This window comes from Thalassospira sp. MCCC 1A03138 (genome assembly GCF_002115785.1).
Classification (GTDB): Bacteria; Pseudomonadota; Alphaproteobacteria; order Rhodospirillales; family Thalassospiraceae; genus Thalassospira.
This window is the reverse complement of sequence record NZ_JFJY01000009.1, coordinates 1-22,367: the sequence shown is the minus strand read 5'-3', so window position 1 is coordinate 22,367 and position 22,367 is coordinate 1. Positions and strand designations below refer to the sequence as shown.

Here is a 22,367-nt window from a genome sequence, read left to right as displayed (position 1 = left end):
TGATGAGTTTCGATTTTCTGGAATTCGAAGAACAGGTCGGCATGATCTGGCACCGGATTGCGTCGCGCAATCAGGAAAGCTATCGCGATCATGCTGAGCACGCGATCACGTTTGCCGAATTGCGCAGTCATTTGCCGGTGATCTTTCGCACCCTTGGTGGTGATCCGGCGCTGGAATTTGCCCAGATCGATAAACGGGTTTCGGGGCATCGGTTACGCTGGCGGCAGCGGATCGGTCTGGTGGATGAACAGATCACAATGGCCGAAATGAATGAGGCATCGTTAAAGCTGCCGGCGTCCATTTCACTGTTTCCGTCGCGTGACCTTAACCGTGATTTTTATATCTGGCTGATGGCATGGTTTGCGGTTTCGGAACCGCAAACCATTTCGGCGGACATTGCGCAAAGCCCGTTATTGGCCGATATCATGCGGCTTTCCCGGGCACGACAAACCGATCGGGATGTGTGCCACAATTTCCCCGGTATCATCGGTTTGCGGCAACGCCTGTATGATGCGTTTCTGGCGTTGCGACCGGTTCGTCCCCTGCCCCGATGCGAACAGCATATCGAAGAATGTGTTCTGAAGATTCTTGGGGCCACAGGGCAGCCGCATGAAAACGATCTATGGCCTGTTGTGAACGCCGTTGGCGCTAATGCCGACATTACAGGTCTGATCAATATTGCGGGTTTGCAACCGCATCGTTATGCGCCGTTTCTTCCCGTTCCGCTTTGGGGCGAGGCCATTTGTTCGGGCACGGCCGGTCGTGTTGCCGATACCGACATGGACGAGGACGGAAATTCGTCAGATGGCAGTCAGGAACACAAAAAGCGCGCCCGCCGGCGCAAGAATGATCAGGCTGGTCGCAATGATCCCCTCGCATTAAACCGGTTTGAAAAAATCCTTTCGATTGCCGAGATGGTCAATGTCAATCGGCCGATGGATGACGAGGACGAGCAGGACGCGAAAAAAGCGGCCGACGAGCTCGACGAAATGGAAATTTCCGACTGCAAACGCAAAGCGGCAACCAAATTGCGTTTCGATCTGGATCTGCCGCCACGCGAAGCTGATGAAGGACGCGTGATTGGTGAATGGACCTATCCGGAATGGGATTACCGTCATCAATCGTATCGCCCGGATTTCTGCAAAGTCATCATGCAATCCGGTGATGAAAAAGTCAGTGAGTGTGATGTCTGGCATCCGGGTGAAACCGAACGACGCCAAATCCGTCAGGTTCGCCGCCAATTCGAAGCGTTTCGGCCGCGCCATGAAACGCTGCGCGCGCAATGTGACGGAAGCGAGCTTGACCTTGAGGCATTGGTGCGCGCCCGGTGTGACCAGAAAGGCAGTGGCGAACTTAGTGACAGGCTGTATCTGAACACGGTTCGACGGGCACGCGATTTGTCGGTTGCGGTACTGGTCGATGTATCATTGTCGACCGATGCCTGGATACAGGATCACCGGGTTCTTGATGTCGAAAAGCAGGCGCTTTCGGTGCTGGCCGGTGGGCTGGACGCCTGCGGGGACGAATTTGGTGTCTTCAGCTTTACATCCCGTCGCCGCGACTGGGTGCGGATCAATGCGATCAAGAATTTCGACGAGGATTGGTCACCCCGTACCCAGAAAAGGATACAGAAGCTTCGGCCCGGTTATTACACCCGGTTGGGGGCTGCCATCCGCCATGTTGGAAAGCTGTTGGGAGATCGACCGCACCAACACCGGTTGATGCTGGTAATCACGGATGGCAAGCCAAATGATATCGACCATTACGAAGGTCGCTACGGCATAGAGGATAGCCGCCGTGCGGTACGTGAATGCCGAAAGGCAGGGCTTGGCCTTTTCGGTGTAACGGTCGATCAAAGGGCACAGGATTACTTCCCCTATATCTTTGGGGCAGGCGGGCACGCAATTGTCAGCAAGCTGGAAAACCTTCCGGCGGCCTTACCACGTATCTATCGCCAACTTGTACGTTGAAAACGGGGTGTCAGATGGGACTCGATCAGGACACGGTTACGCAGCATGACGGTTTCGGCCTGAAGGATCATGACCCGCAATCTGCTTCGGATGCTTGGGGTGGGCTTGAAGCGTTGCCGGGGCATCCGTTGATGTGGGTTCTGATCCTGTCGGAACTGGTTGTCTTTGGGGCGTTTCTGTTGACATTTTCGGCGGCAAGAATTGGTGACCCAGCGGGATTTGCCAATGATCAGTTTTACCTTGACCGGGTCATGGGCGGGATTAATACGCTTGTTCTTCTGACAAGCGGCCTTTTTGCCGTTTTTGCCATTCGTGCCATCAAAAAGGATGCAGTTCTGCAATGCCGGGTCTGGTTGGCGGGGACGGCGGTTTTGGGTATCGTTTTCCTGATCGTGAAGCTTATTGAATATGGCTCCAAAATTGATGCCGGGATCGGTTTGGAATCCAGCGCGTTTTTCACGCTTTATTACCTGATCACCGGCTTCCACGCCCTGCATGTGGTGATGGGGCTTGGGGTGCTGGGCGTTGTTGCCATATGGCCGAACCTGACAAATATCGAAACCGGAACGGCATTCTGGCACATGATCGATATGGTCTGGGTATTGGTGTTTCCTGTGATCTATCTTTTGCGGTGAGGAAACCATGGACCGACATCTTCCAGTCGCGACAGAAACCGACGATATTTCAGCCTCGTCCACGATGCCAAGCGACGGGCATGGGCTTTCGTCGCGCACGGCCATTTTTGTCTGGTTGCTCGCCAGTGGCACGACCGTCATGTCGATGGTTCTTGCCCTGATCGGTGATGATCGTACAGGTGCGATGCTTGGCATTGTGCCCGCCATGACTATCATGATGGTCGGGAGCCTCAAGGCGTGGCTGATTTTGCGATATTATCTTGGACTTGGTCCATCTGCGGGCGGATGGCGGGGATTGTTCATCGCGTTTCTGATCGTGATTTTCGCAGGCGTTCTGGCCGCACAGGCAGCCATGATTTTAATGAACCGCTAAGCCGTTTGAACCGATTTTAATGGCTGGTGCCGGCGGAATAAGTGATTTTGTTGAACACGTTATATTTCCCAACCGGCTTTTTCATCGGGATGCGTTTGATTTCTTCGAATGTTTGGGCATCGTAAACGATGATTGCGCCGTCATCGTCCCAGATCGAGAGCAGCGCGTGTTTGCCGCTGCGGTCAAATTCGACATGGGCCGCGACCTTGCCGGGTTCGGGGCGGAGCGTTTTGACGATTTCGAGTGTGCGTTTATCGATGATATGGACCACGTCCTTGTCCGGGCCAAAGAATACATCGACCCAGGCATAAGGCGTGTTGTCATGGCTGCGGGTGAAAAATCCGGGGCCTTTTGTTGCGATGGTTTTGATGGTCTGCCAGCTTTCCATGTCGATGACGCTGATTTTGGAATCTTTCAGGTGCGGTGTCGCCAGCACCGAATGGCCCTGATAGTCAAAGGTGATGCCTGAACCAAGATGGGGCATGCCTTCCAGTGCGATATCGGCAACCTTTCGGCCGACATTCAGATTGATTACCTGCCCATCGCGGCCATTGCGCGTCGCCCCGATCAGGTGGCGATAATCCTGATCGAAGAAGAAATCATCCAGACTATCATCAAGATGAATACGTCTGACTGGGAATGGGCCGTTCTGAACATCCAGTGCTTCGACCATGTTGGCTTCGTAGTTATGAACGAAACCGGGATAGACCGGACGTGGATCATCGGCATAGGAAATTTCCCAAACTTCGGGCAGGTCTTTCAGGGCGACGATAAAGCTATGGCGCGGTGGTGCGGTATATACCGCCGAAACACGAGATGATTTGCCATCATCACCGATAACGGCGAACTCGCGTATTGGTGTCAGATCCCGTGCATCCAGTAAAACCAGATTGTGCGGCAGCATGTTGCCCGCCATCACATAGCGGCCGTCATCGGATACCGCCACATTTCGCGTATTCAGGCCGACCCGGATTTCAGCAACGGTTTGCAGGGAATAAAGGTCATACATCTGAACCCAGCCATCGCGCGACGCCAGATAGACAAAACGACCGTCCGGAGAATATTTCGCCCCGCCATGCAGGGCAAAGCGGGTTGGAAAACGATCAAGGGGTTCGAACGTATCACCATCAAGGATCGTGACGTGATGATCGCCCGCCTCGACAATTGTGAACAGGTTTAAAGGATCACCTTCGAATTTCGGTTTGTCGGGCAGTTCCGCCGGATCGATGAAAACGTCGTGACTTTGGACGATTTCGGACATGCCCCATTCTGGCGACCTGTCCATCGGTTGTCGCAACCAGTCGGCCAGAAGGGTGATTTCCGTTGCGGCAAGGGTTTCGCCAAAGGCCGGCATCTGCGTTGCCGCGCGGCCATCGCGAATGACATCCGAAATGCCGTTGCCGCGCATTTTTTCGAGGCTTTCGGGTAAAAGGGCCGGACCCATTCCACCCAGCCGGTCGCCATTGTGACAGGCGGCACAATGCGTTGCATATAACGCATTGGCATCGGCAATCTGGGCAGATGAAAGGGCGGTTTGGCCAAAGGCGTTTGTCGTGCCGATCAAACCGGAAACCAGCATCGTGCCAAGGCCGATCCGCGCCAAGGCAGACTTGACGACGGTGGTCATGATGTGACCTCCACCTGACCGTGGCGTCTGGTTGCGGAAAACGGAACGGTTTCAATACGGTTATGGTCGCCAGCAATGCCAAGTTCGGCATCATCAAGATAACAGCCCGGATCTTCGGCCCACGGATCACCGGTTAGTTGATAGGCGCGCGTTCGCGTGTTACCGCCGCAAATATCGCGATATTGGCATTCGCCGCAGCGACCATGCACAAGACGGGGGCGTTGCTTTAGACCGGCCATCAAAGGGTCGCTGACATCCTGCCAGATTTCCGAGAACGGCCGTTTCAGGACATTGCCCAATGTGTGTTGCCACCACATGGTATCGGGATGGACATTGCCCAGATTGTCGATATTGGCAACATTGACACCCGATGCGTTCCCGCCCCAGCGTTGCAGCATTTTCCCGATCTGGTTGGATGCTGCCGGGTAATGTTCGTCAATCCAGAATTTCAGGAAAACCCCGTCGGCATCGTTGTTGCCCGTCACATAGTCGCGCGCGATGCCTGCTTTGACATCTGCTTCGCAGCGGGAAAACATCATCAAAAGTGCCTCGCGGGTCATATTGTAGAATGCATGGTCCTTGCGGTTGTGGTTTCCGCGACCGGCATAGTTCAGATGCGAAAAATAGAACTTGTCGATCTTTTCCTGTTCAACAAGGTCAAGAAGGCCGGGAAGGTCCTGATAGTTTTCGCGGGTCATGGTGAAACGGATGCCAACCGGCAATCCGGCATCACGGCATAGTTTTGCCCCCCGAAGCGCAAGATCAAACCCGCCTTCAAGGCGGCGGAAATAATCATGTGTTGCGCCAAGCCCGTCCAGACTGATCCCGACATAGTCATAATTGGCGGCTGCTATCTGATCGATGTTTCTATCATCGATCAGGGTTCCGTTGCTTGACAGTGCGACATAGAAACCAAGTTCCCTGGCATAGGCCGAAATATCAAAAATATCGGGCCGCATAAGCGGTTCGCCACCCGACAGGATCAACACCGGAACATTGAAATCGCGCAGATTTTCCATGGTGTGAAAAACCTGTTTTGTCGTCAGTTCGCCCGGGAAATCCTTATCAACGGCGGAGGCATAGCAATGCCTGCAGGTCAGATTGCACCGCCGGATCAGGTTCCAGATAACGACAGGCCCACGATTGGAAAGCGGGGCATGCTTACGCGAGGTCGCAACGGGAGCCGTACCATTTTCGGCAATGTCGATGGCAGCACGGATATACTGGCTTAACCGCAACATTTCTTTTCTCCGCTTTTGCGCCAACGCAGGCCGGTTTTTTTAAGGATTCGGTTGCTGTAAAGAATGCGGTGGTTGCGGACATTCTCGCCCAAAAGGTCGAGGATATCCTGAACCTTGGCCTCGACCGTTTCACGTGTCGTACCGTGGACCATGGCAAACAGGTTGAATGGCCAACCGGGCAGGTGGCGCGGCCTGCGATAGCAGTGCGATACGAAATCCAGCTTTCCGATCATCTCGCCCATGGCATCAACGGCTTCATCATTGATGTCCCAGACGCTCATGCCGTTGGCGCGATAGCCCAGCCGGTAATGGTTGGGAATGATGCCGATCCGCCGGATGACACCGACATCGTGCAACCGTTGCAAGCGCTGTTCAACTTCATCCGGGCCAAGTCCAAGGCCCAGCGCGATATCCCCGTAGGGTGACGGCGTTAACGGCAATCCGGTTTGCGTCGCATGGATCAGGGCATGATCGATTTCATCAAGTTCCGGCAGTTCTGGTTGGTTCAGAAAGGAAATCATTGATCGGGAACCTCCAGATGCAATTCAAGGAAATATTCCCGTTCCTTTGGGAAACTCAGCACCCGAAGGCCGGTTGCGTTTTCGATCCGGGTGATGACGTGCTGAAGTTTTTTTTCATCCTCGGCAAGGATCACGAACCACATATTAAGCGCATCTTCACGGGCGTAATTGTGAGCGACTTCGTCAAACGCATTGACTTGTTCGGCGACCTCGTCAAAGCGATCAGGTGGGACAGCAATCGCGGCAAGGGTTACAGCACCACCAAGTCTTTCCGTGTTGTAAAGCGGCCCAAACCGGCTGACATATCCGTCCGCGATCAGCCTTTTGACACCGTCAATGACGGTTTGTTCGTCATAACCAAGACGTTCGGCCAGAACCTGAAACGGGTGGGCGCAGATCGGGAAACCGCCTTGAAGATTATTGATCAGATCGCGTTCAAGCTTGTTCATGGTACTTCCCTGATTTTATCGGGAACGGGATCGTCTGCGTCGATGCAGGCCCGGATGCGGATAAGGATGCGGATATCGCTGGGGCACCATATTTTCCCGCCCGCTGGGTGAAGCATTGCTTGCTGAAAAGAACCTTGTGGGGCGCATCATGCAGTTCCAGACGCGCGATCAGATGGCGGATTTGTGCCCGGACGGTCAGCCGGTCGCGACCATGGATCATGCAATAAAGATTGTATGGCCAGACACCGGCAACCCGTTCCCGGCGATAACACAAGGTGACATAAGGCAGTGTCGCCATGGCCTTGCCAATGTCGGATGCCGCATCATCACCGATATCGAAAACGCACATCGCATTGGCCTGATAACCAAGTGCGCGATGACGGATGATCATGCCAAAACGGTTGATAACCTTGTGGGCGATAAGCTGTTCAAGCGTTTCGATCACCGTTTCCTCGGTCGTGCCGAGGTCATTGGCAATATTTGCGTAGGGACGTTTGCCGATTGGCAAGCCGTCGCGCAGTCTTTTGATCAGCCGGTGTTGAAGCTCGCTCAGTTCCATTTCAACGCAAATCCCAAATCGAGACGGTAATGTTCGATCATCGGCATCCGATATATCGGGAAGCCTGTCTTGGCTTCGATTGCCTTGATTGTCGTATCCAGACTGGCCTGATCGGCGGTGGTCACGACGAACCATAGATTGAGTTTATCTTCGCGTTCGTAATTGTGATTGATTTCGGTAAAGTGGCTGACTTGGGCGGCAATTTTTTCAAGCTGATCATCTGGAACTTCCATCGCCGCAAGGCTTGATGCCCCTGCGCGCCCGGTCGCATAGGTCGCGCCAATCCGGTCGAGATAACCTTTGTCCTTCAAATCGGAAATGGCGGAAATCACCGCGTCTTCGTTGGTGCCCAGTTCATTGGCGATGGTTTCAAACGGGCGTGGCGTCGTCGGGAAACCGCGCTGAAAATGTTCGATCAGCCGGGTCTGTAGGCGGGTGAGTTCGGTGCTCATGATGGCCTCCTACAACCCGATCCGTCCGGCACGGTCAGACATGAAAATACCACTGGGACTGGGGAGCGGAAGTTCGGCAATCGGCTGGAGCGTGTAGGGGTTGTATCCAACGACCTTGTTGTCATCACGAACGGACAGCCAGACCTGATCGCCACGTGGACTGAATTCCATATGCAGGACACCGGTGCCGGGTTTCAGTTCCTCGACGATTGCCAGACTTTCCGTGTCGATTATCTGGACGGTGTCGTAATCCGGGACCGAGAAATTGACCCAGACATGCCTGTTATCGGGATGGGCCATGACGAAAACGGGCTGTCCATGGACGGGAATACGTCCGATCTGCTGCCAGTTTTCGGTGTCAATCACGAGAACTTCGTGGCGACCGATGGCGGGTACAAATGCGCGTTTCCCCGCAATCGCCCAGCCTTCAAGGTGGGGCATTTTGTAAACGGGTAAGCGTTCTTCGCCCATGCCGTAATGATCAAGGATGCGGCGCACGCCATTTTCCGGATACCAAAGATCAAGCAATGCCATGCCGTCTTCGCCAAATAGGCCGGCAATGTAATAGCGACCATCGGATGTGATCAGCGCGTCATAGGGCTGCGTTCCTATATCTTTATAGCGGCGGATCTTTGGGATGGTGCCGGTTGAAAAATCGGCAATCCAGATTTCGCCGGAATCCCAAAGGCTGAAAACAAAGCGGTTACCCGGCGCATCAACCAGCCCGATGACCTTCGAACGATCTGGGCCGTCGCCGATGGTTGCGGGAATGTCTGCGACTAGATCGAGTGTTTCACTATCGAAAACACGTACACCACCGGGTTCGTAATTGGCAACCGCCACCAGTCTGCCGTCCTGGCTGATGGCTCCGCCAATACTGTTGCCTGCCTGCAGGGTCCGGTCGATAATCCTGCGCTGCAAGATGTCGACCTTGGTCAATCCGCCGTCGCGGCCAAAGACGAACGCAAACCGGCCGTCCCGGGAATAAACGATCGAGGCATGTGACAGATCCCCCAGACCATCGACAATTCCGGTAAACTGGCGGGTGCTTGTATCAAGGATCGCAACTTCGCCAGTGGCCCGGGCAACGACGGTTGCCAGATCAGCCGTCCCGCGAACGGATGAGATATTTGCGCAGCCCGCCAAAAGCAAAATGCCCCCAAAAACCAAAAGGTTGCGGGTTGCCTGTAACGCGGTGGAAGGAATGCGGGCCGAAAATGCAATGCGCATCATTCGGGTTCTCCTGTTTTCAGATAGCGGGCCATCCACGTGGCCTCATCGGGTGTCACGATTGCGCGCCAGGGTGGCATGGCTGTCCCGGGCAATCCGTCGAGGATGATGGTTGTCAAATCCTCGACGCTGTAAGCCGCAAGGCTTTCCGGTAAAAGGGGCGATCCCAGACCTCCCTTAAACGTTAGGCCATGACAGGAACCGCAATCCTGACGCACCATTTGCTCCAGCGCATGGGGGCTTCGGGAAGAAGTCGCGTTTTCCGCACTTACTGAATAGGTCCCCGCCAAAGCGAGCGTGGTGATCACGATCACGAGGGAATTACGCAGTATGGGCATAACGTAGACCCCCATCGGGGAAGTCGGGTGCTGGGTTTTGGTCAAACCGGCTTTCGGATAGAAGTTCGGCCTCGGGCAGTGATAGTCGATCCGCTAGTGAAATGACGCGGCCAATGACAATCATGCAGGGTGGGTCAAAATCTAGGCGGTTCAGATCGTCACAGACATTGCCAAGCGTACTGCGGAAATGTCGTTGATCCGGTGTGGAGCCGTTTTCGATAATCATCACCGGCGTATCGGTGGGCAACCCATGTTCAAGCAGTTTGCCCGCGATTACCGGCATGGTTTTTACGCCCATGTAAATCGCAAGCGTAGTGTCCGGATCGGCCAAAGAACGCCAGTCGTGATGGGGTTCTGCGTCTGCCTGCATGTGACCGGTGACAAAGCGTACACTGGTTGCCAGACCGCGATGGGTCAGCGGTAGATTAAGTTGTGCCATGCATCCTGCGGCGGCTGTAATTCCGGGAACAACTTCAAACGGAACATCATGCAGGCTAAGCCATTCTGCCTCTTCACCCCCGCGTCCGAAAATATACGGATCCCCGCCCTTCAGACGAACGATGTGGCAATGTTTTCTGGCCATATGTACCAGAAGCGTATTGATTTCGGACTGCTTCAGGCTGTGGGATCCTGTGGATTTTCCGACATAAACGCGTTCTGCAAACGGGTTGGCCAGTTCAAGTATTTCATCGGAGACAAGCCGGTCATAGATAACGGCATCCGCGCGGTCCAGAAGGCGTGCTGCCTTTATGGTCAGCAATTCAGGATCGCCTGGCCCGGCTCCGACAAGATAAATACGCCCGGATTTTTGCATGGCTTTTCCCCTGTTTTGGCAAGGTTTCAAATGCGGGAAGTCCGGAGGCCGTGGATGGCCTCCGGTTCTGCAGATCAGTAGATGTCGTGTTGGGTGTTGTAGATGTTGAATTTGCCCGTCGGGGTCACAAGGCGATCATCTTTGATGACCTTCTTGAGCTTCCGGGTTTTGTCATCAACAATCACAATGGCTGACTTTTCAGCTTTGCCATTCCAGACAGAGAACCAGATTTCAGTACCCTGTTTGTTGTATTCACCCTGAACAACGCGCTGCGCACCTTCGTCGCCCAGATCGGCCCATTCGGCGATCGGTAGTGTTTCAACACCGGCATCAAGATTATTGATGTCAAGCACACCAACCGAATGATAAATCTCGGCATCCGAGTTCAGCGGTGCATCAACCCACAGATTGGTTGATTTCGGGTGGGTTTTGATAAACAGCGACCCGCCGCCGAGCCCGTCAATGGATGCCGCCATTTTCCACGCATTTTCCGGGTGTTTTTCCGGATCAGTGCCGATCAATGCAATGGTGTCATCGCCAAGATGGCTGGTTGCCCAGACCGGACCGAGTTCCGGGTGGATGAAGTTCGCCCCGCGACCCGGATGCGGTTTGATACCAACATCGACAATCCCGCTTAGCTTGCGTTCCTTGGTATCAATGACGGCAACGCGGTCCCGTGCGTTGGCCGCGACAAGGAAATACCGGCCTGTTGCGTCAAAACCACCGTCATGCAGGAACCGTTCCGCGCTGATCGAGGTGACTTGAAGAGCGTCAAGATCCTGATAGTTGACCAGAAGAACCTGACCGGTTTCCTTGACGTTAACCACGAATTCCGGGTTGTAGTGCGATGCCACGATGGACGCAACACGGGGTTCCGGATGGTATTCCTGTTCATCATAGGTCATGCCACGGGTCGAAACGATCTTGAGCGGTTCAAGCGTTTCGCCGTCCATGATCGTATATTGCGGCGGCCAGTACGAACCGGCGATGGCGTATTTATCTTCCCATCCCTTCATTTTGGATGTTTCGACAGACCGTGCTTCCAGACCGACCTTAAGGGACGCGACGACCTGCGGGTCTTTCATCCACAAATCGATCATGTCGATTTTGGCATCACGACCGATAACCAGCAGATATCGACCCGATGCAGATACACGCGAAATGTGAACAGCATATCCGGTGTCGATAACGTATTTGATCTTGTAGTCGTGACCGTCGATAAGGGCGATCTGACCTGCATCACGAAGCGTTACCGAGAAGAGGTTTTCGATATCAAGATCGTTCATCTTCTTGGTCGGACGCTGGTCAACCGGAACGGCGACTTTCCAGCTTTCCTTCATGGCTTCCATACCCCATTCCGGCGGCTGGGGCGGGTCCTGCAGGACATAGCGGGCCATGATGTCGACCTGTTCTTCGGACAGTTCACCCGACGTTCCCCAGTTCGGCATGCCGCCCGGCGATCCATAGGTAATGAAGTCATGCAGATAGTCATAACCAAGATCGCGGGTGCGGTCCGTTGTCAGGGCAGGGCCGGTTGCACCATTGCGCAACACGCCGTGGCAACCTGCGCAACGTTCAAAGAAAATCTTGCGACCCTGATTGAATTCATCGGCCGTCATCGTGGGCACACCTTCGTGTGCGCCAGGCTGTGATCCATCAGTCGGAAGTGACTCGAGACTGGGTTCATAGGTGCTTTCGCTGTCAGGATGTTTTTCCTGGGCGATTGCCACCGAGGCAAAGATAAGGCCGAAACCAAGTGCAAGCGGTGCCGCCGACCGTTTCAGCCGAGTTGTGAGTTTCATGCGTCCCTCCATTAGGAAAATGAAAGCCTTCGCTCCCGGTTGCGGAGATTTGATCTTTCGACGCGATGCAGCCTTGATGATGATCAAATAACCATAAGAACATTATGGTTTTGAGCCGTTCCACTCTTGACGGGAGTCAATACGCTTGGGGGAAAAGCCCGCAAAATGCGTTCAGAGAGAGTGAAACAGGGGAATGGTTATGTCCGTCTGCGATCCGGTTTTGATGATTGTCGCGCATGGAACGCGACGAACGGGTGCAGTGCCCGGCGTGATGTTTTCCGCGCATCTGCAACGTCTGTTACCGCATTTCGACATCCGCCTTTCATTTTTGCGATCAACTCCATCAGCGGGGAATGTGTTGAAGGTCATGACGCGGAATTCGGCGTCTGACGTGCTTGTCTTTCCCCTGTTCTTTACGCCGGGTGCCGGTTTGGTGGCTGAACTGTCCGCACTTGTTGCCGATGCCCGGTTGGAGCAGAAGGCACTTCTGCCGTTTGCTGGGCACTTGCCCGGATATGACCGGATGCTGGCAGCTCGAATTGCTACCCGGTTAAAGGCGGGGGGAAATCAAAAGGATAAAACGGCAATTTTTCTGGTGTCACACGGGCAGAAGAGTGACATCTGCCCATCGCCTGAAATGCAGCAGTTGCGCGGGATGCTTTGCCGGCATCTTGATCATGATGACATTCACAATGTTCAGATTGATGGCCAACCGTCTCTCGCCAACTGGCGAAACATGACCAGGAGCAGAAATGCCCTTTTTGTTCCCCTTATGACGGGGGACGGGGCGCATTGCCGCATTGATATTCCGGCTTCTGTTAATTCCCGGTCTGATGAGAAAGTCGGCATGCTCGCACCGGTTGGCACGTGGTGGGAGTTGTCTTCGCTGTTGGCCGATCATGTGAATTGCGGTCGACATCATCGCAGAATCAGTTTTCAACCATCGCAGTCAGCTCGGACAGAGTTTGGAGCCGATCATGTCACGCCGTAACCTGAATGATGCGGATTTCAGTCTGATGTCGAAGGTGGCAGTTCTTTCTGCCTTCTCGCGCGATGAAATCGTATCGATGACAAATGGCGCGGCCGTTGTGATTTATAAAGGCCGTGAATTGCTGTTTAGCGAGGGGGAGCCCGCCGAACAGTTCTTTATTGTCATCAAGGGACAGGTGCGTCTGTTTCGAATTCTCGGTGATGGGCGTGTCGCCCTTTTTCATCTTGTTTCAGCAGGCGAGTCTTTTGCCGAGGCTGTGGTCCTTTCCGGGCAAAAGTATCCGGTGTCTGCCGAATGCGATCCGGGCAGCCAGATCATCGCAATCAGCAGGCTGCAACTGGTCAATCGCCTCAGGAATGACAAGGCGATGATTGGTCGGATGATGCAGTCATTGATCGAGAGGGAACGGTTTTTCTACAGGGAGCTCAATGATTTGCGCCAGCGAAGCCCATCGCAGCGCCTTGCCGGATTTTTGCTCTCGCAGTCTGACGATGCGGAAATCGTACCCAAGCATGTCATCGCAAACCGGATCGGTGTCACCCCGGAAACATTCTCACGCGCATTGCGCAAACTTGAAGACGACGGATTTATTGCCCGGGATACAAGGATGAGCATCCTTGATGTAGAAGGGCTAAGGCAGTTCTCGCGTCGATAAGCGTTTTCCGATCAAAATTGATCTGGAACAAACTTGATCATCTGGGCTGATGTTAGAGTTATTCCAGTAAATGCAATCTTCCCTTTTTTCTACAATGGACGATGCCGTGATGAATGATGTCGAACGCATTTCCGGTGTTCTTCGCTTTGCGAACTATTTCCGAACATGGCCGCAGGAAGATATCCTTGAACTGGCATCCCTATGCCAATGGGTCAGGTTTGACACTGATACAATGATGATTTCGGCAGATGAAACGGCGTCAGCGCTTTATCTGATTGTGAACGGGCATGTCGAATTGTCTTTCAAGGATCGGGACGGTAAAGACGGGGTCATTGATCTTCTGGGGAATGGTCAGCTTGTCGGGGAATGCGCATTGGTGCCCGATGGCTGTTATGCGGTTTCGGTTCGTACCTTGGAGGCAACAACAGCGGTTCGTATTGATGGTGCTGGCTTTGCCGATTTTCTTACGGCCCATTTCGACCGTGCACTGACCATGATGTCGGCCATGACAGAACGGTTGTGTCAGATGTTGCGACAGGCCGAAGAGCTTAAATGCCGGTCTGCGGCACAACGTCTGGCGATCTATTTCCTGGCAGATGCGGTGCCGATTGACGGTGTGCATGAAACACCCCTGACCATTGAAAAGTCTGCCTTGGCCCGCAAGTTGGGAATGACCAGCGAAACGATCTCGCGCGCGCTTAAGAAACTTTCTGAAATTGGTGTTTCGCAACATGCCAATGGTCACATTATCCGGATTGCAGATGCGGAAATGCTGGCCGATTGGTGCGGGTTGTCTGGGAATGATGCCAAGGAAGGGGGCGAAGATGCGTTCAAGACCGCTGTCTGAAATCGATTACGATATCGTCCGACAGGTCCCGTTCCTGTCTGCTCTTGGCGCGGCGCGGCTTGATAATCTGATGGCAAAATGTCGTGTTGAATGCCATTCGCGCGGCGAACATCTGTTTCGTGCCGGTGATGTTGCCCGTAACTTCTATGTCCTGCTTTCCGGGCACTTGCGCCTTGTAAAGGTTTCCCCGCAGGGCGAAGAAACCGTCATGCATTTCCTGACCCAACCGGGGGCATTCGCCGAAGCCGTTTCGTTGGCCGGTCGGGCATATCCGGTGGAATGCGAGGTCATGGAAGATTGCGAGATCATCGCCATTCCGCGCGATACCTATCTTTCCGTTTTACGCAGTGCGCCCGATGTCATGGCCGAAGTCCTTGCCGGACTTCTGCGGTGGGAACGATTCTTCCTCGAAGAAATTTTCAAAATTCGCCACACCAAACCGATCCAGAGAATTGCGTCTTTCCTGATCGATTTCGAAGAACGCAGTGGCGAGAATCTGGGTGGCGAGGACGAGACGAACTTTCCTGAAAAACGTCAGATCGCAAGCCGGATCGGCATTACGCCAGAGACATTCTCTCGCTCGCTTCGCAAACTGGAAGCTGCCGGTGCAATTGCAGCAGGATCGAAGCTGAGAATTCTTGATAGGGCGGTTTTAGTAGAGCTGTCTCGGTAAGAGCTTCATACGATTTTATCGCCAAATAGTGGCAAGCTAGTAAGCGGATGCCTTGCGAGTGAAGCAACTGGATTTTGGGTTAAGGGTAACTTGTTGCTCTCGGTTTTATCTTAGGCTTGAGGTGAGAGGGCAAATAGCTTTTTGTGTGCCATTTGCCCTTAATCAGCTTAGTCTTTTTTCAGATCAGAGAAAAAACCCGTCGGAACAAGGATTTTGTTGATCTGACTGATCAGATAGCCAGCTTCGGCTGATTTTTTCAGATATTCCTGCCATTCCGGATCGGCTTTCAGCTTGGCGCGTTTCGCCGCGCGATCGGCGGCACTTTCGTATTGCCAGATGTGGACATAGGAATTGACGTCACCCGTTTCAGTTGCCGCATAAACGGCCGGATCCCCCAGATGTTTTTTCTGAATCTGCCAACCTTCTGCTTCATAAAGCTTCAGGTGCTTGGCAATGGTGCCCGGCCGGCAGGTGTAGGTGCGGTGATCGTAAATCATGTTCAATTTCCTTGGTTTCATGTGGGGTTACATATCGTCGATGACTTCAACCTCGGCGGCATGCCGGGGGGAATGTCTGAAAAGATCTGCAATGGCATAGGCCAGCATGATGGCTGCACTGATCGGGATACAGGCATAGAGCAGGGCTACAGGGAACCCGATGATTGGCGTTAATGCCGAGCTTTTCTGCGCAAGGTTGCTTCCTTCCACCATTAGGAAGGCAAGGAAGACAATGTTGATCAGGGAGACGAGTATCGTATGGATGCGTCGTTTCGCCTTTGGCAGCGAGTAATAAAGCCAGTCGATCCGAAAATGCTGGTTTTCCCGCCAAAGTTCGGCAGCACCGAAAAAGATCATCCAGGCAAAGCACAGTTCGATGATCTCATCATACCAGCCCAGCGAAAACCAGCCGGTCATGCGCGCGATGACATTGCCACCGAGAATAACCATCAGAACAGCCAGACAGACGATGGCGATTGTGCGCAATACGACGCCGACGAAACGGTCGATAAGCGTCAGTGATTTCATCATCTGCCGCCTCCCATGACCAGTTCGGGAAGCCAGGTTGATACTTGCGGGATGCAAATCACCAGAACCAGAACGGCAACGATGCCAAGCAGATAGGGCCAAAGTTCACGAACAAGCGGCGAGATCGGGACTTGTGTTACGCTTGATATTGCAAACAGCACCATGCCGACGGGTGGTGTCAGCAAGCCGATCATCGAGCACATGATCATGATGACGCCAAATTGAACCGGATCAACGCCAAGCGTGGTCATGATCGGCATGAAAATCGGAACGGTGATGACAATCACCGCAATTCCTTCAAGGAACATGCCAAGCACCAGCAAGATCACCACGATCAGCGACATGATGACAGCCGGATTATCGGACAGGGACAAAAGGCCCGTAATCACGCTGTTGGGGACCCGCTGATGGATCAAGAGCCAACCAAAGAAACCGGCGGCAGCGATTACAAACAACACGCGGATGGTATGAAGCAGCGTATTCCACAGAATGCTTGGCAAATCGGCAATGCGGATTTCGCGATAAACGAAAAGACCAAGGAATGCGGCATAAAAGCTTGCTGTAACACCGGCTTCGGTCGGGGTAAAAATCCCGGTAAGAATACCGGCGATAATAATGACAGGGGTACCAAGCGGAAGGAATGCCGCCTTGAACGATGCCCAAAGTTCGCGGTAGCTTGCGCGCATTTCACGCGGGAATTTGCGAATAACCGCAACCACGTAAACGGCGGCCATCAACGCAACGGCCATCAAAAGCCCAGGCACGACACCCGCCAGGAAGAGTTTTACGACGGAAACACCGGTCAGGCTGGCAAAAATCACAAACGGAATACTGGGCGGAAAAACCGGTCCGATGGTCGAAGATGCAGCGGTGATTGCGGCGGAAAATCGTTCATCATATCCACGATCGCGCATTGCCTTGAATTCAACCTGGCCAAGTCCGGCTGCATCGGCAACAGCGGCACCCGACATGCCGGAAAAAATCAGACTGGCGACGACATTGACCTGTCCAAGACCGCCGCGAATATGCCCGACCAGGGCCGATGCAAACCGGAAAATGCGTTCTGTCACGCCACCTGTATTCATCAGGTTACCTGCCAGGATGAAAAACGGGATCGCAAGAAGGGTAAAGGATGTGGTCGCCGAATACATGCGTTGCGGCAACATCGTCAGAATTGCGGTTTCACCAAGCGCCACATAGGTGCCGATCGCGGTGACAGCCAGTGCGACGGCAATTGGCACACCAAAAACGATCAACCCTACAAGTGCAAGAAGCACAATGAGTGCGAGCATGATCTTAGACTTTCAGAAAAGACAGGGTGCGAGAGGAGGGGGTACGGAACACCCCCTCCGAAGAAAGCTTATCGGGAAAACGCCGATCAGATTTCTGGTTTAGTTTTCGAGAAAACCAAGGAATGTTTTCATATTTTCCTCGCCGGAATATTCGCTTACACGCTCATATGCTGGACCCATCTTTGCCTTGAACTTGGCAAGATCTGGCTCTGTGACCTGAACGCCGCTTTCCTTGATTGCGGCAAGTTCTTTTTCTTCCTGCTCCTGGACAAGTTTGCGCATCAGGTTACCCGCAGCGACGCTTTCTTCACGAACAATCGTCTGTTCCTCGCCCGAAAGCGCATCCCATTTTGCCTTGTTCATGACATGCACCATGGAATTGTAGACGTGGCGTGTAAGTGCCAGATGGTCCTGCAATTCATAAAGCTTGTTGTGATAAATCACGCCAATCGGGTTTTCCTGTCCGTCGACAACACCGGCGGTAAGGGCGCCGGGCAATTCAGGGAAGGCGATTTGTGTGGTCTGTGCCCCTGCGGCTTCAAGGGCTGCGACGATTTGCAGTTCTGGCGGCGTGCGCAACTTCAGGCCCGCAAGGTCATCTGGCGAATTGATCGGTCTGACCGAGTTGGTCACATTGCGGAAGCCGTATTCCCAGTTCGACAGCATGACCAGACCCTGCTTTTCAAGCTTGGGAGCCGCCCATTCCATAAACGGTCCGTCAAGAACCCGATGTGCTTCGTCATAGCTGCTAAAGGCAAACGGCGTCATAACCGTACCAAATGCCTTTTCATATTTATCGAGCGCTCCCTGCGTCGGGAGGTTCATGTCAATGATGCCCAGAACGGTTTGTTCAAGTTGCTCTGGCGGCGCGCCCAGTTCGTTTGCAGGATACAGTTCAACGACGACTTCGCCGTTGGTGCGCTTTTCAACGTTTTCCTTGAACTGCTTGGCGGCAATATGCCCCGGGTGCGTTTCGGCCGCGAAATGCGACAGGCGTAAAACGGTTTCAGCCTGTGCGGACTGGATTGACGAGATTGCTGAAACGGAAAGCAGCGTTGCCAGAACCGACAAGGCAGCCTTGGTCATTCTTTGGTTTTTCAAGATGTTTCCTCCGGTGAATATAAATGCGCTTCACACGCTTTTTCTTGTTGGGGGATGGCATTTCAAGTGATCCCCAAAGAGGCTTCAGGAAGGCCTCAGGAATCTTTGGGGAAGGCGGCTTCGACGCCGGAAAGCTTCTCGTATGCCTTGATCACGGCCGTGCAGCCTTCCTGACCAAAGCCCATGATGGAAGCCAGCGAATAGGTCTGATGGACGGAACTTGCCATAAAGCCCGGTAGTCCCGCTTTTTCGAGCCAGCGCACGTAATAGCCGACATCTTTTTCCGCCCATTCAAGGGCCATATACGGGGTGAAATCGCGTTCCAGAGTCTTGCGACCATACAGGTCCATCATGCCGCTTTTGCCGCCAGCGGCTGAAATGATGTCGATGACCTTGGTCATATCCAGTCCTTCTTTCGCCGCCAGCGCAAAGCCCTCGCAGAAGGAAGCCACATTGGCGAATGCAATGAAGTTGTGGATCAGTTTAAGGCGAATGGCATGGCCACTTGGACCAACATGGAAGATATTTTCGGCATAGGTGTCAAAAAGGGGGCGAAGCTCCTCAAGCAAGTCTGTATCGCCACCGTAGAGAACATTCACGCAGCCCTGATCGGCATGAAGCGGTGTACGCGTCATTGGTGCCTCGCAATAACGGACACCGGCATTGCCGCAGACCTTGCTCATCAGATCAACGTGATCCGGGCTTGTGGTTGTGTGGTCCAGAATGATCTGCCCCGGTTTCATATCCTTAAGACAGCCGGTTTCGCCATCGATGGTCAGCTTCTGAACGTCCTCGGCTCTGCCGATACAGAACGCCAGCACATCACATGTTCTGGCCATTTCAGAAACGGAGGAGGAGACTTTCGCACCGCGACTTTCAGCAAGTTCGACTTTCTTCGGATCGAGATCCATCACATGAACGGCAACCCCTTTGAGCAGCATGTTCTTAACAAGGCCACTTCCCATGCCGCCCAAGCCGACAAAACCTAAAACTTTCTCAAAAGCCACGTTTTCCTCCATTTTTTAACCGCTGTCTCAGTCGTATCGGACGGCGGGTGAACTTTATAGGTCATTCGCATAGCATGTCCTCTTGTTGTCTGACAACCTGTTTTTATGTTGACAAAAACATCGTTGGGCTTGCATAAAGCCGACAAGCAAGGATCAATGGTGACTTGATCGGTACGAATTGAAAAAAGGCATTGGCAGTTGGACTCTTTCACACGCCTAAGCAGGCGCCCGAGCTTGACGGATGATATCTCCCAGAAGCTGTCGCGCATGATTTTGGAAGGTGAGCTGTCGGCGGGTGAACAGCTCCCGACAGAGCAAAGCCTGGCGGAAAGCTTTGGTGTTGCGCGAACTGTTATCCGCGAGGCGATTTCGCGTCTAAAGCATGATGGTTTGGTGGATTCACGGCAGGGTGTTGGCGCCTTCATTGCAGAGCCCAGCGCGCGAAGCGCCTTCCGGATCAGTCCTGCATGCTTTGAAAAACGCCAGAAACTGCTTGAAATCCTGCAACTGCGCACAGGCATCACATCCGAAGCCGCCGGGCTTGCCGCCGTTCATCGGACGGATGCAGACCTGCAGTTCATGGATACGGCATATGACAGCATGGAACGCTCGCTGTCGGGTGGGGATGCCGCAGCAGAAAAGCATGTACTGGCAGAGCGCAGCTTTTATCAGCGGATCGCAGAGGCATCCGGCAACCAGTATATTCTGGAATTCCTTTCGATGCTTGACACCCGGATCGATATGGAATTGCGGTCTGTTGCCATGAAGAATGCGCGCGTCACGGAATGGAGTGCGGAAGTTCTAGCCGAACACAAGGCTGTGCTTGAGGCCATTCGCGCGCAGGATGAAACCGCAGCGTCGCAGGCTGTGCGGTATCACTATTCGCTTGCAGCACAACGTCTGGCGGATCGCGCAGACCTAGCAGACACATAAAATCAGGGGCGCCAGGCCCCTGTAAAAATTTACATCAATAACAGTCTAGTGGAGGCACCGATGCAACGCACGGGAGGTCAACTGATCGCTGATGTCTTGGTTCAGCAGGGCGTCGATCGTATTTTTGGGGTGCCGGGGGAGAGTTTCCTGGCGGTTCTGGATGCACTGGTCGATACCCCGAAAATCGAATTTGTCGCAACCAAGCATGAAGGCGCTGCATCCTTTATGGCCGACGCGGATGGCAAACTGACCGGGCGTCCGGGCATTGTTCTGGTCACCCGCGGCCCCGGCGCGTCAAATGCATATGCTGGTGTGCATGTTGCCTATCAGGACTCAACGCCGCTCATCATGCTGGTCGGCCTGATCGGGCGGGATGACGAAGAACGCGAAGCTTTCCAGGAGTTTGATCTCAAGGCGATCTTCGGAACCCAGACGAAATGGACAGCGACAATCAATAATGCGGCGCGCATTCCCGAATTGTTGACCCGTGCCTTTCAGGTTGCAACCTCTGGCCGTCCGGGCCCGGTTGTTCTTGGCTTGCCCGAAGACATGCTGCGGGATGTGGTCGAAATGGGCGTGCTTCCTGCAAAAGTTACCCCGATACAGGCCGCGCCGTCGGATGAGCAGGTTGTGGAAATTGTCGAAATCCTTTCTAAGGCAAAATCACCTTTGATCATTGCTGGTGGTGAAACCTGGGATGAACAGGCCTGTGCCGATCTTGCTGATTTTGCGGCGGCATGGAACTTGCCGGTTACATGCAGTTTCCGTAGTCAGGATCGAATGTCAGCGTTGCATTCCTCTTATGTCGGAGATGCCGGTTTGGGCATTAACCCGGCGTTAGCCAAGCGGATTCGCGATGCCGATGTCTTGCTGGTTCTGGGCGCACGCCTAGGGGATTGCACAACATCGGGTTACACTTTGCTTGATGTCCCGGTCGCTAGGCAGAAAATCCTTCATATCCATCCGGATGCAAATGAAATCGGGCGTGTTTATGCACCGGAGTTTGGCGTCTGCAGCGGCATGAAACAGGCACTTTCTGCATTGGTGAAACGCAATGCCCCAATCGCCAAAACGGTCTGGGCCGACTGGACAAAGGCCGCGCGTGAAGATTATCTGATCTGGTCGAGGCCAAACCCTACGTCGCATGGCCCGGTCAATCTGGCAGCAATCATTCAGCATCTGAATGAAAATCTGCCCGAAGATGCAATTCTGACCAATGGTGCAGGCAACTATACCGTTTGGGTGCATCGTTTCTATCAGCATCGCCGTTTCAGAACCCAGGTTGCCCCGACATCCGGTACAATGGGGTACGGTCTGCCTGCCGCCATTGCGGCCAGCCTGCGTCATCCCGAACGGCTCAGCATCTGTTTTGCGGGTGATGGCTGTTTCCAGATGACGCTTCAGGAACTGGCAACCGCACAACAATTCGGTGCGCGCGTGATCGTCATTCTGGTAAATAACGGCATGTATGGTACCATCCGCATGCATCAGGAAAAAAACTATCCCGGTCGGGTTAGCGGAACCGACATCGTCAATCCGGACTTTGGCAAACTTGCCGAGGCCTATGGCATTGCAGCCGCCAGGGTGGAAAAAACAGAACAGTTTGCAGCCGCCTTTGACGCGGTGGCAGCATCGGGAAAGTCGGCTGTGATTGAAGTGATCACCGACCCCGAAGACCTTACCCCGAGGTTCTCCTTGTCCGAACTTCGAGCAAGCGCGCAGTAAATGAACATTCGCGGGTTCTACCCATAGAAAAATTCATCAGATGATTTGAGAAAAACAGGAAGCACCAATGTTCTACAACCTGACAGGAAAACATCTGATTGCCGGCG

At 53.6% G+C, this 22,367-nt stretch carries 24 protein-coding genes; 9 read left to right on the top strand and 15 right to left on the bottom strand.

The features are described 5' to 3' along the window. Positions 1 to 2 precede the first annotated feature (2 nt). The 3 genes from TH468_RS17125 to TH468_RS17115 are packed head-to-tail and all read left to right on the top strand — an operon-like array spanning position 3 to position 2,978. The gene (locus TH468_RS17125) at positions 3 to 1,970 is read left to right on the top strand and encodes a nitric oxide reductase activation protein NorD (protein ID WP_139834751.1); all 1,968 of its coding nucleotides are present in this window, start codon (positions 3 to 5) and stop codon (positions 1,968 to 1,970) included. A 14-nt stretch (positions 1,971 to 1,984) separates the two neighbouring features. Continuing rightward, positions 1,985 to 2,605, top strand: coding sequence for a cytochrome c oxidase subunit 3 family protein (locus TH468_RS17120; RefSeq protein ID WP_085645798.1), 621 nt, complete (start codon positions 1,985 to 1,987; stop codon positions 2,603 to 2,605). A 7-nt stretch (positions 2,606 to 2,612) separates the two neighbouring features. After that, positions 2,613 to 2,978, top strand: coding sequence for a cytochrome C oxidase subunit IV family protein (locus TH468_RS17115; RefSeq protein WP_085645797.1), 366 nt, complete (start codon positions 2,613 to 2,615; stop codon positions 2,976 to 2,978). A 16-nt stretch (positions 2,979 to 2,994) separates the two neighbouring features. On the opposite strand, the gene TH468_RS17110 is transcribed toward TH468_RS17115, so the two are convergent. From TH468_RS17110 to TH468_RS17065, 10 genes are all read right to left on the bottom strand, one after another. Continuing rightward, complete coding sequence (locus TH468_RS17110; protein ID WP_085645796.1) at positions 2,995 to 4,605, bottom strand: cytochrome D1 domain-containing protein; 1,611 nt, start codon at positions 4,603 to 4,605, stop codon at positions 2,995 to 2,997. Continuing rightward, the gene (nirJ, locus tag TH468_RS17105; RefSeq protein ID WP_085645795.1) at positions 4,602 to 5,846 is read right to left on the bottom strand and encodes a heme d1 biosynthesis radical SAM protein NirJ; all 1,245 of its coding nucleotides are present in this window, start codon (positions 5,844 to 5,846) and stop codon (positions 4,602 to 4,604) included. Before nirJ ends, TH468_RS17110 begins: the two co-directional genes overlap by 4 nt. Next, positions 5,834 to 6,367 (bottom strand): Lrp/AsnC family transcriptional regulator, encoded by a 534-nt coding sequence (locus TH468_RS17100; protein WP_062960770.1) that lies wholly within the window; start codon positions 6,365 to 6,367, stop codon positions 5,834 to 5,836. The genes nirJ and TH468_RS17100 overlap by 13 nt, the downstream gene beginning before the upstream one ends. Continuing rightward, positions 6,364 to 6,816 carry an Lrp/AsnC family transcriptional regulator gene (locus tag TH468_RS17095; protein ID WP_062960769.1) on the bottom strand — a complete coding sequence of 151 codons (453 nt, stop codon included), beginning with the start codon at positions 6,814 to 6,816 and terminating at the stop codon, positions 6,364 to 6,366. The genes TH468_RS17100 and TH468_RS17095 overlap by 4 nt, the downstream gene beginning before the upstream one ends. Then, positions 6,803 to 7,375 (bottom strand): Lrp/AsnC family transcriptional regulator, encoded by a 573-nt coding sequence (locus TH468_RS17090; RefSeq protein ID WP_168177173.1) that lies wholly within the window; start codon positions 7,373 to 7,375, stop codon positions 6,803 to 6,805. Before TH468_RS17090 ends, TH468_RS17095 begins: the two co-directional genes overlap by 14 nt. Continuing rightward, entirely contained in the window at positions 7,366 to 7,827 is a 462-nt protein-coding gene (locus TH468_RS17085; RefSeq protein WP_062960768.1) for an Lrp/AsnC family transcriptional regulator, read from the bottom strand. The genes TH468_RS17090 and TH468_RS17085 overlap by 10 nt, the downstream gene beginning before the upstream one ends. A 9-nt stretch (positions 7,828 to 7,836) precedes the next feature. Then, positions 7,837 to 9,060, bottom strand: a complete 1,224-nt coding sequence (locus TH468_RS17080) for a cytochrome D1 domain-containing protein (RefSeq protein WP_139834750.1) — start codon at positions 9,058 to 9,060, stop codon at positions 7,837 to 7,839. Further along, the gene (locus TH468_RS17075; RefSeq protein ID WP_085645922.1) at positions 9,057 to 9,395 is read right to left on the bottom strand and encodes a cytochrome c; all 339 of its coding nucleotides are present in this window, start codon (positions 9,393 to 9,395) and stop codon (positions 9,057 to 9,059) included. The genes TH468_RS17080 and TH468_RS17075 overlap by 4 nt, the downstream gene beginning before the upstream one ends. Then, the gene (gene cobA / locus TH468_RS17070; protein WP_085645794.1) at positions 9,379 to 10,209 is read right to left on the bottom strand and encodes a uroporphyrinogen-III C-methyltransferase; all 831 of its coding nucleotides are present in this window, start codon (positions 10,207 to 10,209) and stop codon (positions 9,379 to 9,381) included. The genes TH468_RS17075 and cobA overlap by 17 nt, the downstream gene beginning before the upstream one ends. A 74-nt stretch (positions 10,210 to 10,283) precedes the next feature. Further along, on the bottom strand, positions 10,284 to 12,011 hold the full coding sequence (locus tag TH468_RS17065) for a nitrite reductase (RefSeq protein ID WP_085645793.1): 1,728 nt from the start codon (positions 12,009 to 12,011) through the stop codon (positions 10,284 to 10,286). A gap of 367 nt (positions 12,012 to 12,378) precedes the next feature. On the opposite strand from TH468_RS17065, the gene TH468_RS17060 reads away from it, so the two are divergent. The 4 genes from TH468_RS17060 to TH468_RS17045 all read left to right on the top strand — a co-directional run bounded on the left by TH468_RS17060 (position 12,379) and on the right by TH468_RS17045 (position 15,177). Further along, positions 12,379 to 13,002, top strand: coding sequence for a hypothetical protein (locus tag TH468_RS17060; protein WP_168177172.1), 624 nt, complete (start codon positions 12,379 to 12,381; stop codon positions 13,000 to 13,002). Further along, on the top strand, positions 12,989 to 13,657 hold the full coding sequence (locus tag TH468_RS17055) for a Crp/Fnr family transcriptional regulator (RefSeq protein ID WP_085645791.1): 669 nt from the start codon (positions 12,989 to 12,991) through the stop codon (positions 13,655 to 13,657). The genes TH468_RS17060 and TH468_RS17055 overlap by 14 nt, the downstream gene beginning before the upstream one ends. Before the next feature lie 70 nt (positions 13,658 to 13,727). Next, complete coding sequence (locus TH468_RS17050; protein WP_085645790.1) at positions 13,728 to 14,504, top strand: Crp/Fnr family transcriptional regulator; 777 nt, start codon at positions 13,728 to 13,730, stop codon at positions 14,502 to 14,504. After that, the gene (locus tag TH468_RS17045) at positions 14,482 to 15,177 is read left to right on the top strand and encodes a Crp/Fnr family transcriptional regulator (protein ID WP_168177171.1); all 696 of its coding nucleotides are present in this window, start codon (positions 14,482 to 14,484) and stop codon (positions 15,175 to 15,177) included. Before TH468_RS17050 ends, TH468_RS17045 begins: the two co-directional genes overlap by 23 nt. A gap of 167 nt (positions 15,178 to 15,344) precedes the next feature. Here TH468_RS17045 and TH468_RS17040 read toward each other — a convergent pair whose 3' ends face one another. The 5 genes from TH468_RS17040 to TH468_RS17020 form a co-directional block, all read right to left on the bottom strand. Next, positions 15,345 to 15,674: an NIPSNAP family protein gene (locus tag TH468_RS17040; protein ID WP_085645788.1), complete on the bottom strand. Its 330-nt coding sequence runs from the start codon at positions 15,672 to 15,674 to the stop codon at positions 15,345 to 15,347. Between the two features lie 27 nt (positions 15,675 to 15,701). Beyond that, positions 15,702 to 16,205 carry a TRAP transporter small permease gene (locus TH468_RS17035; RefSeq protein ID WP_085645787.1) on the bottom strand — a complete coding sequence of 168 codons (504 nt, stop codon included), beginning with the start codon at positions 16,203 to 16,205 and terminating at the stop codon, positions 15,702 to 15,704. Further along, entirely contained in the window at positions 16,202 to 17,494 is a 1,293-nt protein-coding gene (locus TH468_RS17030) for a TRAP transporter large permease (protein ID WP_062947850.1), read from the bottom strand. The genes TH468_RS17035 and TH468_RS17030 overlap by 4 nt, the downstream gene beginning before the upstream one ends. A 99-nt stretch (positions 17,495 to 17,593) precedes the next feature. Beyond that, on the bottom strand, positions 17,594 to 18,595 hold the full coding sequence (locus TH468_RS17025) for a TRAP transporter substrate-binding protein (RefSeq protein ID WP_139834748.1): 1,002 nt from the start codon (positions 18,593 to 18,595) through the stop codon (positions 17,594 to 17,596). 95 nt (positions 18,596 to 18,690) lie between these two features. Continuing rightward, on the bottom strand, positions 18,691 to 19,602 hold the full coding sequence (locus tag TH468_RS17020; protein ID WP_168177170.1) for an NAD(P)-dependent oxidoreductase: 912 nt from the start codon (positions 19,600 to 19,602) through the stop codon (positions 18,691 to 18,693). 234 nt (positions 19,603 to 19,836) lie between these two features. Between TH468_RS17020 and TH468_RS17015 the strand changes: the two genes are divergently transcribed. Both TH468_RS17015 and TH468_RS17010 read left to right on the top strand, forming a co-directional pair. Further along, the gene (locus TH468_RS17015; protein ID WP_097051922.1) at positions 19,837 to 20,535 is read left to right on the top strand and encodes a FadR/GntR family transcriptional regulator; all 699 of its coding nucleotides are present in this window, start codon (positions 19,837 to 19,839) and stop codon (positions 20,533 to 20,535) included. Positions 20,536 to 20,595: 60 nt separating this feature from the next. Beyond that, positions 20,596 to 22,260: a thiamine pyrophosphate-binding protein gene (locus TH468_RS17010; protein ID WP_085645783.1), complete on the top strand. Its 1,665-nt coding sequence runs from the start codon at positions 20,596 to 20,598 to the stop codon at positions 22,258 to 22,260. The last annotated feature ends 107 nt before the right edge of the window (positions 22,261 to 22,367 follow it).

Excerpts from the sequence above, each read along its gene's own strand:
- TH468_RS17125 (WP_139834751.1), top strand. The coding sequence starts at position 3 with ATGAGTTTCGATTTTCTGGAATTCGAAGAACAGGTCGGCATGATCTGG.
- TH468_RS17120 (WP_085645798.1), top strand. The coding sequence starts at position 1,985 with ATGGGACTCGATCAGGACACGGTTACGCAGCATGACGGTTTCGGCCTG.
- TH468_RS17115 (WP_085645797.1), top strand. The coding sequence starts at position 2,613 with ATGGACCGACATCTTCCAGTCGCGACAGAAACCGACGATATTTCAGCC.
- TH468_RS17110 (WP_085645796.1), bottom strand. The coding sequence starts at position 4,605 with ATGACCACCGTCGTCAAGTCTGCCTTGGCGCGGATCGGCCTTGGCACG.
- nirJ (WP_085645795.1), bottom strand. The coding sequence starts at position 5,846 with ATGTTGCGGTTAAGCCAGTATATCCGTGCTGCCATCGACATTGCCGAA.
- TH468_RS17100 (WP_062960770.1), bottom strand. The coding sequence starts at position 6,367 with ATGATTTCCTTTCTGAACCAACCAGAACTGCCGGAACTTGATGAAATC.
- TH468_RS17095 (WP_062960769.1), bottom strand. The coding sequence starts at position 6,816 with ATGAACAAGCTTGAACGCGATCTGATCAATAATCTTCAAGGCGGTTTC.
- TH468_RS17090 (WP_168177173.1), bottom strand. The coding sequence starts at position 7,375 with ATGGAACTGAGCGAGCTTCAACACCGGCTGATCAAAAGACTGCGCGAC.
- TH468_RS17085 (WP_062960768.1), bottom strand. The coding sequence starts at position 7,827 with ATGAGCACCGAACTCACCCGCCTACAGACCCGGCTGATCGAACATTTT.
- TH468_RS17080 (WP_139834750.1), bottom strand. The coding sequence starts at position 9,060 with ATGATGCGCATTGCATTTTCGGCCCGCATTCCTTCCACCGCGTTACAG.
- TH468_RS17075 (WP_085645922.1), bottom strand. The coding sequence starts at position 9,395 with ATGCCCATACTGCGTAATTCCCTCGTGATCGTGATCACCACGCTCGCT.
- cobA (WP_085645794.1), bottom strand. The coding sequence starts at position 10,209 with ATGCAAAAATCCGGGCGTATTTATCTTGTCGGAGCCGGGCCAGGCGAT.
- TH468_RS17065 (WP_085645793.1), bottom strand. The coding sequence starts at position 12,011 with ATGAAACTCACAACTCGGCTGAAACGGTCGGCGGCACCGCTTGCACTT.
- TH468_RS17060 (WP_168177172.1), top strand. The coding sequence starts at position 12,379 with ATGACGCGGAATTCGGCGTCTGACGTGCTTGTCTTTCCCCTGTTCTTT.
- TH468_RS17055 (WP_085645791.1), top strand. The coding sequence starts at position 12,989 with ATGTCACGCCGTAACCTGAATGATGCGGATTTCAGTCTGATGTCGAAG.
- TH468_RS17050 (WP_085645790.1), top strand. The coding sequence starts at position 13,728 with ATGCAATCTTCCCTTTTTTCTACAATGGACGATGCCGTGATGAATGAT.
- TH468_RS17045 (WP_168177171.1), top strand. The coding sequence starts at position 14,482 with ATGCGTTCAAGACCGCTGTCTGAAATCGATTACGATATCGTCCGACAG.
- TH468_RS17040 (WP_085645788.1), bottom strand. The coding sequence starts at position 15,674 with ATGATTTACGATCACCGCACCTACACCTGCCGGCCGGGCACCATTGCC.
- TH468_RS17035 (WP_085645787.1), bottom strand. The coding sequence starts at position 16,205 with ATGATGAAATCACTGACGCTTATCGACCGTTTCGTCGGCGTCGTATTG.
- TH468_RS17030 (WP_062947850.1), bottom strand. The coding sequence starts at position 17,494 with ATGCTCGCACTCATTGTGCTTCTTGCACTTGTAGGGTTGATCGTTTTT.
- TH468_RS17010 (WP_085645783.1), top strand. The coding sequence starts at position 20,596 with ATGCAACGCACGGGAGGTCAACTGATCGCTGATGTCTTGGTTCAGCAG.